Origin of the sequence: Candidatus Enterococcus leclercqii (genome assembly GCF_009933135.1) — a bacterium.
In the GTDB taxonomy this organism is placed as follows: domain Bacteria; phylum Bacillota; class Bacilli; order Lactobacillales; family Enterococcaceae; genus Enterococcus_C; species Enterococcus_C leclercqii.
This window is the reverse complement of the sequence record NZ_MAEH01000008.1, coordinates 10,387-26,243: the sequence shown is the minus strand read 5'-3', so window position 1 is coordinate 26,243 and position 15,857 is coordinate 10,387. Positions and strand designations below refer to the sequence as shown.

Genomic DNA, 15,857 nt, shown 5'->3' with positions numbered 1-15,857 from the left:
TTCCTACATTCTACCACGTTTGTCTTCAAAGACGGCAGTTGCGGCGGATTATGCTATACTATGGACGTCAGAATATTCGTAAAATCGTTGCAAGAGCCCTCTCATAGTAGGGCTCTTGCTGCGTGACAAAAATCAGAAACGAGGAATCCTTCATGAACTACTCACTTAATTGGGATCTGGACAGTATCTTCCCTGGCGGCAGTGATTCGCCACAATTTCAAGAACGCCTGAATCAGCTAAAAACACAGATTGAAACACTGACCCTCATGATTAAAAAAGTGGATCTCACAGCAGAAAATGCTGCCGATCAGTTGGCAGATATTTTAGCAGAAATGACTATAGCAGGTAACGGTTTGAGCCAGTGCGGCACCTTTGTAGAAGCCTTGCTCAGTCAAAACGTCAATGATGCCAAAGCCAAAGTATTAGCCGGACAATTGGCCCAATTCTATCCTCTTTACCAAGCAGCGACTGTGCCACTGACCCTGAAATTTTCCGCCTGCGCTGCTGACCGCTGGCAAGCCTTGCTGGCTGACCCTCGCCTTGCTCCCGTGGCTTTCCGCCTTAACGAAGAGCGGCGCAACGGCAGTGAATCTCTGCCCGAAGAACAAGAAAACATCATCAGTCACTTGGCGATTGATGGTCAAAGCGCCTGGTCAGAACATTACGCTACGCTGGTATCTACCATTACAATTCCCTTTACTCAAGCAGACGGTACCACTGTGGAGCTTTCTGCCGGTCAGGCCTTCAACAAAATGATGGGGGATCCCGATCCCACTGTCCGGGCCGACCTCTTTGCTAAGTGGGAATCAGCTTGGAGTCAACCAGCAGATTTGTTCGCCGATACCTTAAATCACTTGGACGGCTTCCGGCTGACCAACTACAAACTGCACGGCGTCGATGATTTTATGAAACAGCCTTTAGAGTACAATCGTTTGCAAAAAGCCACTCTTGATGCCATGTGGCAGGCTATCAGCGACAACAAGCAACCTTTTGTCGACTTTTTAAACCGTAAAGCTGCCTTGATGGGCAAGGAAAAATTGGACTGGCAAGACCAAGACGCGCCGGTAATCGTCGGCGATTTCAAAGAACGCACCTTCACTTTTGACGAAGCCGCTGCCTTTATCATCCAACATTTCAACCAATTTAGTCCTAAGATGGCGGATTTTGCCCAGTCTGCATTTGAAAAGAACTGGATTGAAGCCGAAGATCGCCCCGGCAAACGTCCGGGAGGCTATTGCGCAGCGCTGCCAGAAACTCGGGAATCTCGCATCTTCATGACTTACGGCAATGCTGTCGGTGAAGTCGCAACACTCGCCCACGAACTTGGACACGCCTTTCACAGCTCAGTCATGTGGGATCTACCAGCTATGAACCAAGAATATGCCATGAATGTCGCAGAAACTGCCAGCACATTTGCCGAACTGATCGTAGCAGATGCCAACTTGAAAGGGGCAGCGACCCCTGAAGAAAAACTCAACTTGTTGGACATCAAAATGCAAAACGCTATTGCCATGTTTATGAACATCCACGCCCGCTTTATCTTTGAAACAGACTTCTATCACTCTCGGCAAGCGGGTCTAGTGTCTGCTGCTGAGATTACTGAAAAAATGTTGGCCGCTCAAAAAGAAGCCTACTGTGACAGTTTAGGCAACTGGCACCCACATTTCTGGTCAGCAAAACTGCATTTCTTTATTGATGAAGTACCTTTCTACAACTTCCCATACACCTTTGGCTACCTCTTCAGCTTGGGAATCTATGCCAAAGCACAAGCAGAAGGTACCGGTTTTGAAGACAAATACATTGCTCTTTTGCGGGATACTGCCGCAATGACCACCGAAGAATTGGCAGCAAAACATTTAGATGCCGATTTGACCAAGCCAGACTTCTGGCAGGCAGGTATCGACATTTTGAAAACCGACATTGCCGAATTCCTGCAATTGAGTGAAGACTATCTGTCAAAATAAGCACAACTTTTTCAATGATAGGCAGCCCACAAAGCCCCTGCAAAACAACAGTTCAAATCTGTTTTGCAGGGGCTATTTGTCTGTTTAAATAGGTGAAATTCTCTGCCTAAAAGTGGACCGACGCGATGTAACTATAGTTATTAAACTGAACAACCCGCCTTCTAAGCGACGTAATGGATAAACATTACACAAATTCTCATTTTTACATTTTTTTCATCGGTATTTTTTAAGAAACAGCTGATTCCAGGTAGCCAATAAAAAACACGGTATTTAAAAAGATAAATTTCCTTCAGAAAAACCTTTATATATACGTAACTTTAGTTATTTTCTTGTTTCAAAATCTCTCAATTTATTGCCATTAGTGAGATAAACTTTTTTATGTTATTAAATAAACTTCTCGATAACCTTACTAGAACGGGGTATTTAAGCATTTAAAAACAGAGCGTCTTAAAAAAACAGGCAGGTTAAATGAAAATAGCATGTGTTCTTAAAATTTTGTATAATAAAGTCGTGATAAAGAGTTTAATTTTATACTTCTTATCGAAAACTAATCTTGATAACTAATGCTGAAGTAACTTTCTATAATAACGCCAAGTTAAAATTACATCGTTATTTAAACAGACTTCTGCAAAGATATCCGAGTCGTAAATCTTCCGCTTACCGAGCAAACAGGCTGCGCCCTTTTCATTAGCCGCCGCAGCTGTTCTTATCCTCAAGCGTTGACTAGCAGACTCGTCGAAGCCAATACTACAAGGAGGTTCACCATGAAACAAATACTCATTTTAACCAAAAATTGTCTGGCAGACCAAAAGATGCAACAAGACCTGCAGGCACTAGACTACGAAGTCTTTTGCTCATCTAGCCTATTAGAATTACTACGCTGTCATTTAAACGTGCGAGAAGTAATGAGCTATTTTCAGACAGTTATTCTCAGCGAAAGCTTATCCGAAATTGAAGTTAGCCACGTTTTGCCAATTTTACAGAATTACTACCTCGATGTCATTAGAAAGGACCGTCAGCTGCCCACTCCTGAGCAAGAAGCTTACTGGCGCCAGCAAGGAATCACAGCTTGGTTCACTCCTGAAGACACACTGGTTGATTATCGCGAAAAATTGGTGCCGGAGCTGAACAATGAGTTTCCCCCCAAAAAAACCTCGGAACGCAAAAGTTCGGCACAGATAATCCTACACAAAGACGTGATTCCTGCTTCAAGACCAGCTCAGCCAGCTAGCAATGAGCCCTCCTTTGATACTGTCGGCTTGGGTTTTGTGTTAACTGCTCAAGAGCGACGAATCCTCGATGTCATGCAACAGCGCCAGACACAACCTGTATCTCAAGGTGAGATCTGTCAACTGCTTTGGCCCGGCACCCCTGTCGAACACAAACTGGCTCAAATTTCAATTTTGATTTGCCGGATGAAGAAAAAGTTTCACGAACTAGGGTATCGAGATGACACAATTCGCACGATTCGCGGCAAAGGATACAGTTTGACCGGACCTTTTCATAATATTTTGACCACCAGTAAGCCCGCTGCAAACATCGAGCAAAAACGCAACCTGTCCTAAACAGAGTAACGGTTTCAGAATCAAAGCTTCTTAATTCACCATATTTATAAAGAAACCGGACGACTACTTTTCGAAATTTTACTGGAGCCAGCAAATCATCATTTTCCATAAGGGCAGTGGGGTCTGTAGTGAGCGTCTTCCTTTAGTAATCTCTGCCCCGTTGCTATTGCGAGAAACAGCGGCCCCTTTTTCTTATAACTATCGGACCTGTAAAAGATAAAAAAACTTTTCATTTTGTTACTTCCTCGTACCGTCGCTGTTGTACCTGTTTTCGGTGGTAAATATAGCACCACCTCTGCCGTTACGATTCCTCCATTGGTACCGAGAGATGCACAGACCATAAATCAAAGCCCCCACAGCTTACGACCAAGAGCGGTCATTGCTGTGGGGGCTTTCAGTTACTTACACTGATAATTTTAATACGTTGCTCGCCCTTATTGCAAGCCAACTTAGCGATGCCCATTTCATCATGAAGAATTTAAAAAAGCCGACGATTTCTCGTCGGCTCAAACATCAGGGTCTATGTTTACATTGATACAGCAAAGTCGAATGAGTACCAAACAGATTCAGCTTGGATCCGAACTGAGCCACCAGGACTTGGCGCATGGATGAACATGCCGCCACCCAAGGCAATAGCAACGTGATAAGAAGATCCTGGAGTTCCTCTAAACAGCAAGTCGCCAGCTTTGGCTTGAGAGGTGCTGATGATTGAACCATTACCTTCTTGTTGCGTAGTTGTGCGACCGATTTCTCGACCGTAAGCTTCCCGGTAAACATAAGAAGTAAAACCGGAACAGTCAAATCCACTTGGGTCAGATCCGCCCCATTCATAAGGAACACCGATATACTTCTTCGCAGTGGCAATCAAATCACCAGCTGTACTGCTGCCGGTAGAACCGCCAGTACTTGGCTGTTCAGGTGTTGGTGTCGGCGTAGGTTCAGGAGTTGGTGTTGGTTCTGGGGTAGGGGTTGGCGCGGGTGTTTCCGTGCTGCCGCCGGTGCTCCCACCAGTATTGCCACCATTGTTATTGCCAGTATTACCAGCATTGCCGCCATTGTCGTTACCTGTGTTGCTTGGGGTTGTTGATGGCGTTGTTTCTGACTCTGAAGACGGTGCCGTTGTTTCGGCAGTTGGTGTGTTGCCGGATTCAACAGCTTGTTGTTGTTCTCTTTGTTGCTGTGCAGCCCGTTCTGTCGCTTGTCGCTGAGCAACTTCTGCCAAGCGTTTTTCTTCGGCGATACGTGCTTTTTCAGCTTCGGCAGCTTCTTTGGCTTGTACCAAACCTGCTTTTTTGTTTTCCGCTTGGTTTTGTTCCAAAGCTAAGTCTGCTTTCATCAAGTTCAGGTCTGCTTGTTTTTCAGTGATAACTGATTTCTGTTTTTCCAGTTCAGCTTGGTTTTCATTCAGTTGTTTTTGTTTCTTAGCGTTATCGGCTGTTTTGTCCTCAACCGCTTTTTTATCTTCTTTTTGTTGAGTGACCAATTCGTTGTTGGCATTGACGATGGTCGTCATGGCTGTTACTTTACCAATCGCATCTGAGATTGATTCCGCATTTAACACAGCTGACAAATAAGAAGTATTGTTACCGTTAACTTGTACGTCACGGGCTTGGTTTTGAATTTTTTCTTCCCGCTTGGCAATTCGTTTTTCCAAGTCAATAATTTCTTTTTGCAATTTTTCCTGCTCTTTAACGAGTTTTTCCTGTTCCTTCACGAGCTTGTTCGCTTTTTCTGTGATGGTGGAAACTTCGCCTTCCAGGCTATCGATTTGCGCTTGTGCGTCAGCCTGCTGACCCTTCAAGCTGCTGATTTTTTGATCTTGTTGTTTGATTTGGTTATCGAACTCGTCCGCTGCGGCGACTGTCGGTGCAGCGACTGCAGTTAATAACAATGAACATACCAACAGTGCTGATAATCCACGTTTCTTCACGTTGTTCTCCTCCGAATGGCTTATAGTACGAATGACTTCTTCGTCTGTGACACTTCAAACAGCCAGTGCTTAAAGCTTTTTTAACAAATAGAATTGTACCATAATGATATGTCAGTCTTGTAAGGGAACTGTTACAGAAGTGTTTCAAATATTGTGCGCTTAAATAATGGTGCGAAAGGACAACAATTCCATAAAAAAAACGCCCTCAGAATCAAGAGGGCGATTGCTTTACTTCAATTTGCTTTAATTGCTGCCTTTCACATCATTTGGCAGCAAATATTTTTTTAAATGGATAGATAAATAAAATGAACAACAAGAGATTCAATAGCAGGGTCGGCCCCAAAAAGCGAGCCACGAAAAAGTTCATGCTGATATTCGTGAGGTTGAACAGCTGTTGAATCAGTACCACTACTAATTCATAGGCGGTGACCAAGATGATGGTGCCAAAGAACATTGTAAAAATATTGCGATACAACACCTTGGACAACAAATACATCAGCCAGATGACAAAGGGCATCGCCACTGTGTAAATACCAATCGCACCAATATAATAGCAATCAAATAAAACCCCTAGCACCACACCAGTAATCATCATATAACGTTTGGATAGAGTCATACAACAAACCATCAAGCCGATCAAAAAGAGGTGGGCATTGGCCAGATAAACGTGTTGCGTAGCGGTATCAAACAGGCGCGTAATCTGAGTATCCAGCAGCATCAATAGAAAAAGAACCGGTGCCCCATAGAGCCGCAGGTAGTTTTTTTCCGCCATGCTATTCCCCTCCTGTCGCCCGGGCCACCACAGTTACCACGGAGAGATCATACATTTGCGCATAAGGTTTCACATAGACATTCTTATCCAGTCCAAACTTGTCGGTCTTAGCTTCCACGACTTCCCCGACTGGCAGATCTGCCGGTGAATTGCCCCCCAAACCGGATGTCTGTACGATGTCGCCGGCTTTAATCGTTGCCGTGCCGGTGACCTGATCCACGATCAAAGCTCCCAATTTTTCATCGTAATTTTTCAAAAGACCAAAGGATTCCCCTTCTTTGGAAGAAATTCGCACGGGGAAGTGGTTGGAGGTTTGATTGGCAGAAGTCAACAGCTCCACTTTTGAAGAAGCCAGGTTGACCTCGATAACTCGGCCCACCAGTCCTTTTTGACTGAGGACGGCCATGTTGTTTTCCAACCCGTCTTTGGAGCCTTTATCGATAATCAGGATATCCTGCCAAGAATCTGGCGAGCGGCTGATGACATTCGCCGTGACTTTATCAAAATCGGAAAGTGTTTCATTGAGGGCCAGCTCATCTTTCAAATTCTTGATTTCCCGATCTTTGTTCGCATTTTGCAAAACGGCATTGTCGTACTCGTCCAGTTTGGCTTTTAGCTGTTCGTTTTCTTTGTAAGTATCCAGCAGATCCCGCACACTGTCGATACCGTTTTCTACGAATTTCACTGGCGCTGACACGACTTTATCCATAATGGCGACACTGTCATTGACCACCGACTGCACGATATTGGGCTTGCCGCCGGAAGAGCGTTTGGCCAAACTGAGACTGAGCGCCGTCACCACCAAGATACCGATGACCAAAGCGATAATTATATTTTTATTGGGATTGAATTTTTTCACAGGGACAACTCCTATAATGAATGTGCTTGCGGGTATTCCGCCGGCAAAAGACAACCGGAAAAACCCGACAGGTATAAGTAAAATGAAGGCTTGCTTTCAGCCAATTAACCAGTGCTTTTGGCCGTGGTTTTGTGCTCAATTGACAATCAGATGTACCCCAGTCCTCATAGAGCAAAAACAAGGCAGCTCACTACCCACTGTTGTATCCTAGTAGCCCAGACTTTTTAGTGATTACCTGTCAAAGCCAAATGATTGCCTGTGCAATGGGTGTTATTTTCGTGAGTGTTGAAGCAGACAAAAACTATCGCAGACGCCTCTTCAATACTCGGAAAACCCTTTTCACAGCACGGATTATTCTCTTTAAACTGCAGTTTCCATTCTATCATTAATTTTCAGCAAACAAAAGGCAGACCCCGACTCTTAATTTTTTTCTAAGAAAGGGAACTTCTTTGAAAAGCAGTCAGGAGTTGGCGGAGCTTTTGTCGTTTTTCTTCTTATAATAAAACAGTCTGGAGACCGTCACCTTGAATGACGATTCCCAGACTGTTTTCAATCCGTACCTAGCTGTTGCCCAGCTATTTGCCAGTCGCTGTTTTTCGCCGCAACTGCCTAATCACAAACCCCACCGTCACCAAAACCACAAGCAGAATCATCGCCGCCAGACCAAATGTGCTGTAAAGACGTTTTTGGTCGCTTTTTGCCAATTGCTCTGACATGGTTTCTTCGTAAGGAATTCGTTTGCCGCGCACCAGCAAGCGATGACTGTTGATCATATACGGTGTGCAGGTCATCAGCGTCACTTGGTCAGCTCCCGATTCAATCAATAAATCGCTAGTCTCGGTGGGCTCCACCGTCTTGATCTGATCCACCTCATAAGCCAGCACTTCATTCCCAATCTCAATGTAAAACTGATCCCCGACTGTCAACTCCGGCAAGTCGGTAAACAGTTTTCCTTCCGGTAATCCTCGGTGAGCCGAGATTACCGCATGAGTGCTCGTGCCGCCGGTGGGATAGGAGGTGCCTTCTAATAGTGAACTTCCACGTTTGAGAAAGGACTCATTGGTACGGTCAAAAATCGGCAGCTTAACATTGATTTTGGGAATTCGAATGATACCAATTGTGTGGCTTTCGAAATAGCCCTCCTGGATTGCTTCCTCGGTTTCCGCTGTCGCAAAAGGATCACTGCCGGGGTTGTTCGCTCCAGTGGCTAGTTTCTCGTTCTCAGCCTGCATCTCTGCCAAACGTTCTTGTGTTTGTTGCGCACTTTCCCGATTGGTCTTGTTTTGGTAATAGTTAATCAATTGCTGATCGGCAAAATTAGCAATAACTTCGCCGCAAAAAGGATAGATGAAGAGACCGATGCCGAAAATCAGTAGTCCAATCATCAGTACATCCAACATTTTCTTTGGCTTCTTGCGTTTCACAGCGACCCCCTCCTTCCCCTATTTTTCCCAGTTTATTTAAGCTTCAGCGCGTTTGCGGAAGTACCAAACGGAACCTGCGACAACCAACAGCCCGATTCCAACAAAGCCGACGATCCCCACACCACCAGTTGATGGCAAGAAGCCTTTCGCTTTATTGTTGATGACCAATTCCTCTTCGGCTTTATCAGTTGTAAAGTCGATACCAGCATCGCTCGGAGTCACGTAGCCATCTGGAGCAGCAGTTTCGACGATGGTGTATTCTTTTCCATCAGCCAACTCTGCCAAGCCGTACACGCCAACTTGTCCATTAGTATCTGAAATTAAAGTAGTTGCGTCGGCCTGGTCTGCCACCCAGTTCACATCATAGCCTGTGGCATAGCCACTCACTTCAGTAACTGCATTGCCATTTTCGTCTAACAGTTGCAAAAATTTGCCATCAGGATTTTTCACAACAAATTTTGCGCCTACTAAAGCTGCTTGGGTGTGCAAATCTTTTTTCAGGAAGACTTTAGCATCAGTTTCAACAGTTTCTTTGTCTGTTTGATCGTAGAAATCATTTTTAAGAGTCACATCATTGTCAATTACGTCAAGGTCGTCAGTGATTACTTTCATGTCTGCAGTGAGAGTGAGTGTTTCCCCTGCGTATTTGGCTAATTCACTTATGGTGAAGGTCACAGTGAAACTATTCGCGGTAGTAAAGTTAGTAGTTGCCAGATCTGTCAGATTTGGAACTTCTTTACCGTCAATTTGAATTGAACCGGTGATAGCATCCTCGTCGGAGACCAGTTCCAAGCCCGCAGAGTAAATATCCACCAACTGGTATGTTGTATAGGTTGCGATATCTTTTGGAATCATAGTTTCGATCGTATAATTGACCACTTGACCACGATCAACTTTGTGGTCGTCAGCGGTTTTATTAACTGTTGGCACTTTGAAGTTGTAGGCTTCGGCTGAATCTTGATTTACGAGCGCTTCACCATCTACATTATAGTAGGTGTAGGTAACAGCCATATCCTTAGTTACTGTTGCAATCACTGTAGCTGCTTCGGTATAGTGATAGACTTGAGAAGCTCCAGATTGTTTTTCTGCTTTTGAAACATCACTATCAACCTCGGTAAAGGTATAGTCACCTGGCGTAAGAAGCAAACCGTCTACAGAAACCACACCATTCTCGTTCGAAGTTAATACTCCCGCTGTACCTGCTGTAGCAGTGAACGCTCCCTCTTTGTAGTACGCTCCTGCTGAGTTTTTCAAAGTGAATTTCGCACCTGGTAACGCAGCAATCTCACCTTCTTCATCCACTCCATACTTGGTAAAGCCCAAATCGACGTCTTCTATCACGTTTTTCGGATAAACATGGACCGTCTCACGCAATTCACCATCTTCAGCATATACTGGCAGCCCCAAAATCACATCCGCTGACTTGGAAGCAACCACCCCAGCCGGCATTGTGGTTTCCACGAAACGATAGACAGCATTTTTGTCTCCACTGACAATATCCAAGTCATCAAAATCCGCTGTGCCATCAGCTTCGGTAACCCCTTCTTCGCCAACAGGGGTTACACCTGTCAAGTCTGCTTTCAATGCAGACGCAACTGCAGCCGTTTCTTTAGCAGCATGGTTCCCCGTAGCCTCTTCATAAGCTGCCCAATAAACGTTAGTAACATCATAAGCCGTAAACCCAGCCCCAGCTAACGGAGTACCTTCAAAACCCTCCATTATCCCCCCGTCATTTTGCACCTCTTCCGGCAATTTATTTTCATAGGCCATCTTATGGATCCTAACATTTTGGCTACTAGGTGGATTCACACTTTCCTCAGCATGCGCCCCCAAAGCGCCGGCAAAAGTCCCTGACAACAAGAGTGTCAAAGCCATCATTTTCAACCCGATACGCTTAAGCTGTTTTTTCATTTTCTTTTCCCCATTTCGTTGTTTGACTTATCATGAACGTTTGCGCTTTTTCCACAACATCAGCGAAACAACAATCAATCCCAACCCAAGTAGATATAAAGAAGAGGCTTGCTCGCCGGTTTGCGGCAGCGTTGTCCGATCTTTTACCTGTGATGCAGGGGTATTTGTCGGTGTTTCTCCCTTGGTATCCGGCAGCGCTGGTCGTTGCGGATTTTCTTGCGGAGTGACCGCCTGGTTGTAGACCCGGGGCGTTTTAGATTCAATTGCTAATTGTGGCACTTTTCCATCCACTTGTTCAGCCATTGTTTGCCCGTTGACGGTGACTTCGGTGTCCCAATCCTCCGGTACCACCACTTCGATTCGCTTTTCAGCCGCTCGAATTTGGTAACCTTCTGCTGCTTGGACTTCCTCGAAATAGTAAGTCCCAGCCGCCAAGAAACGACCATTGGTGGTGACCAGTCCTGTTTCATCTGAGACAAATACTGTAATCCGCGCGTCTGCTAACGGATCACCGCTAGTAGTCACCCATTGATTACGCAAGTCACTGCTGCTGCTTTGATCCAGATACAGCTTTTCACCGTTGACTTCCCGATACAAGACAAATTTCGCGCCTTCAATCGGACCTGCTTCTTTGGTAACTTCATCCAACTTGTAGAAATAAGGATCCCGGGAGTAGCCAACGTTTTTCGGATACAAGTGAATCTGTGTCAACTCTGTTTCTTCGGCAAATACCGGAAATGTCACCATCATCGGCGCTGATTTTTTCTCTAGATCAATATTCAGCTCCGTGGCATCCGTCAAGCCGGTTTCGATAATCAGGTAAGCCCCATCTTGGCCTTCCTGATACCGAGGCAACGAAAGCTTCGCAATTCCGTCATAGACTTCTTCATTTCCAGCCGCATCAGTCACCGTTTGTCGTCTGGTGACAAATGCGCCGGGATCTGCCACATCCGGCTCTGGATTGGTCAATGCAGTTTTACCAGTTGCTTCAATCTGTTCTAATGCAAAACTACGATCCATATAAGCCTGTGAAAATTCTTCCGGGGTCTGCCCAGCTTGTAAGGCTGCCAAATACTCAGCCGAAAAATCATAGACTTTGAAGATTGCCCCATTTAGCGGTTTGGAATCATCTGTCAACAGGTCTTGATCCAGCGTCTTTTGATCTTCTTCAATCAACAAGCCGCCATTATCGTATTCCCAGTTGTCCACGGATTCTACTTGCCCTTGCGTCCAACGCAGGTCTCGGAAAATCCGCTTATGCAAGTAAACATCTACTTGCGCATCGTCTGTCTCCGCCGCCACTGCCTGGCTACTATTCGGCAGAACCGCCGCCAACAGTGGTAGGAGCAATGCGGTCGTCAGTAATACTTTCAAAAGTTTTTTCATGAGGTCCGCCCTCCTTTTTCCGTGTCGGTTTCTTTTTTATAGAAGTACCAGCCAGTCATCGCCAACAATACCATCGCAGAAATAAAGAAGATGCCACGTCCCTGACCACCAGTTTTCGGTAATGGTACTTTCGGAGTGTTGTCCACCGTGAAGGAGAGTTGGTTATGCTCTGTGCTTCCTTTCAAGCTCAGGTCGAATCCTTCTTGATATTCTTCCCCTTCGTATTCGAGAGTGGCGGATCCGTCTGTGCCGATGATCAGTGTGAAAGTACCTGTCAGTTGATGGAAACCCTCTGGCGCCTCGGTTTCTTTTAGGTAGTAGGTTCCCGGCTCAAACGCATAATCGAAAGTTACCTTTCCATCTTTACCAGAAGTCGCAGTTGCTAGCACAGAAGTCCCTGCTTTATCTTCGGAAACGGCAAAGGTCGCACCTTCCAATGCTTTTTTGTCATAGTCACTTTGCTTGAGGATCGTTAGGTCAAAAGGTTTCAGCTCATTGGCGTGAGTAAAGGTGAAAATCCCACTGACTTCCTCATAATTAATTCCCTTATAGGCAATTTGTCCATAAGCGTCTACAGTAAATACATAGTCACCTGCTACTGTGTCATAGCCAGCTGGGCCGGCAGTTTCTGTCAACTTATAGGTGCCGGGTTTTTTGATTGAATCTGCAAATAGTGCCAAACCATTTTCACCAGATTCGCTTGTAGCTAACTTCTCGTACTCACCCTTGTCATCTTTAATGGATAAGCTGAAAGTTGCCCCTTCCAATGGTGTCGAGTCATTTGTCGCAGAGACCTTTTTGGCCTGAACAGAGACTGGTGTAAATTCGTTCACCACTGTTAAGACGACTTTTCCCTTAACAATACTTATGCCCTTGCTACTGGTCGTATCCAATGTACCATCTTTTTTAACTACGATTTTCCATGGAGACGAGTCACTAAGTGTATGTCCTGTCGGCGCTTGGATTTCAGTCAGTGTGTATGTCTGCCCTTTGTCCAATGACGTACCTTCAGGCAAGGTATAGGTTCCATCGTCGTTACCTTTCAATATCACTGCCTTTTCCAAGTCACCGCCAGATAACGTGAATTTAGCACCTACTAAAGTCGCCTTGGATTGATCAGATTTTTTAGTTACTTCAAGATCGAGTCTGGTAAATATCTTAGTATTTTTCCATTGGAAGAAACCATCATCCTGATCTGTCAGCGTTGCTTCGTATCCTTCAGGCGTATCCAACTCTTCTACGACAGTGTAGGTGAAGTCGTTACCTTCATTGTCAAACTTTGGTAGATACAATGTTTCATCATAAGATTTTTGTATTTCTTCATCAGATTCTGGTATTTCTGAAAGTTTAGTGTAAGTCTGTTGCCAAATATCTGCGTTTGTCTTTTGCAATTTAGCGATTGCAAAGTCTGTTTTATCGCGCTGAACTCGGAAATATAGATCCTTCCGTCCATTTTTGTCATCATCGTATTCTTCCCAGACTTTTTGAATTTTGATTTTTGTCCCTGGTGCCTTCCCAGATGGCACACCGAAATTCACTTTATTTGTGGAGTTCCCACCATTTGGAGTCAAAGTGGTTTCCCCGTTCATCTGATACCATGTGTCTGGTACAAAAGTTTCAGATTCCGTATTAATCCGGACTCGATAATGAATTTGCAGCTCTTGTCCTTTACTCAAGTTGATATCCGAGATGTTGAGGGTCCTCGTATTTTCGTTGTAAGGAACTACATTTGGACTGCCTGGTGTCGGATATCCCGTTTTCGCCGTGACCGTTACTTTAAGGGAATCTTCCACATAGATAAACTGTTTTCCCAATGGATCCACAATTGAGCCATTGGAAACTGTCCCAATCAGTTGGATGGCTTTGTTGATGAGGTAATTAGAAATGTCTGTTGCTTTTTCGGCAGACTCATAATAAAGGTCTGCCTGATCAGAAGGATTAGCAGAGACCATCTGTCTGAACTTGTTCTCAACGGCATTCTTGTTTAACCCTGCAGCACTATCACTTTGCAAAAGAATCCCTAGACCATGGATTTCTATCCCCTCACCTTTGGCTAGCATGGCTTCTCCGATTGTCGCAGGGAACGTGGAATCGATGGTAATCTCACGTCCACCTGATCCATTTACGTCATATTCGTTATCCTTTGACAATTTTGACGTATTAGAACCTGTCTGTTTAATCGTTCTATAATTGAAATTAACCCCATAACCCCCTTCAGAGTTATAGCCATCCGGCGTGATCTGATAGGATCGAGTTGGCACACCATCAGTTAGCAAAACGATGACTTTTTTTCTCACTTCTTCGTCGTCTGTAGGATCCAACATCTCTCGCGCCTTCTTAAGGCCAGCTTGCGTAAAAGTATGCGTGACAGTATTATATTCTAGTCGATCGATTGCTTCTTTCGCTTCTTTAAATGATTGTAAGTTGACCGTTTCTTTTTCTATAACATCACTAGCGTAGGGAACAAATCCTAATCGAATATTATTAGTAATATTCTCGCCACTTTCTGATAGTGCCTTCGTGAAGGCATTAACGCCTGCCTTCAGCTCATCAATTCTCTTTCTTCCACCATCTTTTTCTGCCATACTAGCCGACCAGTCGGCCACCAGCACAATATCCATCGGTTGCATTTCTTGTTGGATGTTTCCTTTCACGTTGAGGTAAACATCAAAAAGTCCTTGAGTGTCGGATTCTTTGGCAAATTTTCGCAATTGGAAATCTGGTTCTTCACGATCACCATCGTAGTATTTGATATAGGAATTTTCACTACGCGGATCGCCATTCCATGCGTCTTTATCGTCCCATCCGGTTTCTGTATTTGAACCTCCTCGATGATTGATGACATTTTCATCAGCGTCACCATTGCCGTCTGTCGGTATCCAACTATTTGTAGGATAGGTTGCACCATTATCTTCTGTCGTATAAGTCGGCGCTTTATTTACATAGGTAGGATAGCTACGTTCCACCGGCCCAATGAGTTGAGCTAGAGTCTGTTGCACGCCAATATTGTTTCCTTGCCCCGTCACAGTATTGCTTTTATCTTCAGTCGTTCCATTTGTTCCCTCTACCATAACCTCATCCGTCCCTGCAGGGTCAGCAGGATCGTCTACAGGATCAACAATGTCCCCATCAGCGGGATCATCAGTGGCATCGTTGACAGGATCGTCAACGGCATCATCCGGCCCCAAGACATGCGGTCCACTGACGGTCTCGTCCAGAACATCTTCTGTTACCAACGGGTCTGCCGTAGCTGTCAGTGGCAGGATTTCCACTGTGGTATTGGTGGTAGTCGTCGTGGTCGCTTCGGTCGTAGTCGTCTCAGTTGCTTCTTGTGGCGTCGCTACATCTAGCTGTACAGAGACTTGGATCTGTTCTGTCGCTTCCGCCGGGATGAACACCTCGCCGATAGCGCTTCCTCCAAATGCCGTTTCGACAAACCAGTCGCCTTCCATTCCCCAATTGTCTTGTTCAGCAAATACTTTTGATTCTCCCAGTTTGAATTTCAGCCGCTGTGTTTGTTCTCCCTCAGCTGTTTTCTCGTACCGCAACTGCCAACCACCAGTTGCGTCTTCACCTTCGCCTTCCTGATAGTCGGCAGTTACCGCCAACTCATCCGTTTTCACCAGTTGAATACCCGTCTCGGCAGCCTCAGCTCCCAAAGGAAAGATTGTCAACAAATCAGTGAAGTAAGGAATTAGCATAGCAAGAATCAGGAATCCTGACAGCAGCGATTTCTTCATTTTCATCAACTTCACGTCCTCTCTTTTTCATTTATACCTTGTTCTAATGACTGTCGTTTCAAAATAGTCTGACACACCTTTTTAGCTGATTTTTCCGTCGTTCTCCAACCTTCTTTTACTTTTTTGAGTGGGAAAAGAAATAGACGAGTGGCGGGCTGTTTTGAGTACGATTGGTGTTGTCACAAAAAATTGGTCTATCCATCCAGATCAATACAAGAAACGTTCTTTTTTTCGTGCTTTCCACCTCTTTCTCACTCTGCTTGCGAACAAGCAATGACTACCCCATCTGATTCCAACTCTCGAAAT

At 45.0% G+C, this 15,857-nt stretch carries 9 protein-coding genes; 2 read left to right on the top strand and 7 right to left on the bottom strand.

Going from position 1 to position 15,857, the window contains the following annotated elements:
• The first annotated feature begins 152 nt into the window (after window positions 1–152).
• Together BAU14_RS02150 and BAU14_RS02145 are read left to right on the top strand one after the other, a co-directional pair.
• Window positions 153–1,964: a M3 family oligoendopeptidase gene (locus tag BAU14_RS02150; protein WP_161898439.1), complete on the top strand. Its 1,812-nt coding sequence runs from the start codon at window positions 153–155 to the stop codon at window positions 1,962–1,964.
• 764 nt (window positions 1,965–2,728) lie between these two features.
• Window positions 2,729–3,529: a winged helix-turn-helix domain-containing protein gene (locus BAU14_RS02145; protein WP_161898438.1), complete on the top strand. Its 801-nt coding sequence runs from the start codon at window positions 2,729–2,731 to the stop codon at window positions 3,527–3,529.
• Between the two features lie 526 nt (window positions 3,530–4,055).
• Here BAU14_RS02145 and BAU14_RS02140 read toward each other — a convergent pair.
• The 7 genes from BAU14_RS02140 to BAU14_RS02110 all read right to left on the bottom strand — a co-directional run bounded on the left by BAU14_RS02140 (window position 4,056) and on the right by BAU14_RS02110 (window position 15,557).
• Window positions 4,056–5,459: an NlpC/P60 family protein gene (locus BAU14_RS02140; RefSeq protein WP_161898437.1), complete on the bottom strand. Its 1,404-nt coding sequence runs from the start codon at window positions 5,457–5,459 to the stop codon at window positions 4,056–4,058.
• 262 nt (window positions 5,460–5,721) lie between these two features.
• Complete coding sequence (gene mreD / locus BAU14_RS02135; protein ID WP_161898436.1) at window positions 5,722–6,231, bottom strand: rod shape-determining protein MreD; 510 nt, start codon at window positions 6,229–6,231, stop codon at window positions 5,722–5,724.
• A 1-nt stretch (window position 6,232) separates the two neighbouring features.
• Window positions 6,233–7,090 carry a rod shape-determining protein MreC gene (gene mreC, locus BAU14_RS02130; protein WP_161898435.1) on the bottom strand — a complete coding sequence of 286 codons (858 nt, stop codon included), beginning with the start codon at window positions 7,088–7,090 and terminating at the stop codon, window positions 6,233–6,235.
• 575 nt (window positions 7,091–7,665) lie between these two features.
• Complete coding sequence (locus tag BAU14_RS02125) at window positions 7,666–8,514, bottom strand: class C sortase (protein WP_161898434.1); 849 nt, start codon at window positions 8,512–8,514, stop codon at window positions 7,666–7,668.
• 36 nt (window positions 8,515–8,550) lie between these two features.
• Window positions 8,551–10,425 carry a pilin N-terminal domain-containing protein gene (locus tag BAU14_RS02120; protein WP_161898433.1) on the bottom strand — a complete coding sequence of 625 codons (1,875 nt, stop codon included), beginning with the start codon at window positions 10,423–10,425 and terminating at the stop codon, window positions 8,551–8,553.
• A gap of 30 nt (window positions 10,426–10,455) precedes the next feature.
• Window positions 10,456–11,811, bottom strand: coding sequence for a pilin N-terminal domain-containing protein (locus tag BAU14_RS02115; protein ID WP_161898432.1), 1,356 nt, complete (start codon window positions 11,809–11,811; stop codon window positions 10,456–10,458).
• The gene (locus BAU14_RS02110) at window positions 11,808–15,557 is read right to left on the bottom strand and encodes a SpaA isopeptide-forming pilin-related protein (RefSeq protein WP_161898431.1); all 3,750 of its coding nucleotides are present in this window, start codon (window positions 15,555–15,557) and stop codon (window positions 11,808–11,810) included. The genes BAU14_RS02115 and BAU14_RS02110 overlap by 4 nt, the downstream gene beginning before the upstream one ends.
• Window positions 15,558–15,857 lie beyond the last annotated feature (300 nt).

Excerpts from the sequence above, each read along its gene's own strand:
- BAU14_RS02150 (WP_161898439.1), top strand. The coding sequence starts at position 153 with ATGAACTACTCACTTAATTGGGATCTGGACAGTATCTTCCCTGGCGGC.
- BAU14_RS02145 (WP_161898438.1), top strand. The coding sequence starts at position 2,729 with ATGAAACAAATACTCATTTTAACCAAAAATTGTCTGGCAGACCAAAAG.
- mreD (WP_161898436.1), bottom strand. The coding sequence starts at position 6,231 with ATGGCGGAAAAAAACTACCTGCGGCTCTATGGGGCACCGGTTCTTTTT.
- BAU14_RS02120 (WP_161898433.1), bottom strand. The coding sequence starts at position 10,425 with ATGAAAAAACAGCTTAAGCGTATCGGGTTGAAAATGATGGCTTTGACA.
- BAU14_RS02115 (WP_161898432.1), bottom strand. The coding sequence starts at position 11,811 with ATGAAAAAACTTTTGAAAGTATTACTGACGACCGCATTGCTCCTACCA.
- BAU14_RS02110 (WP_161898431.1), bottom strand. The coding sequence starts at position 15,557 with ATGAAAATGAAGAAATCGCTGCTGTCAGGATTCCTGATTCTTGCTATG.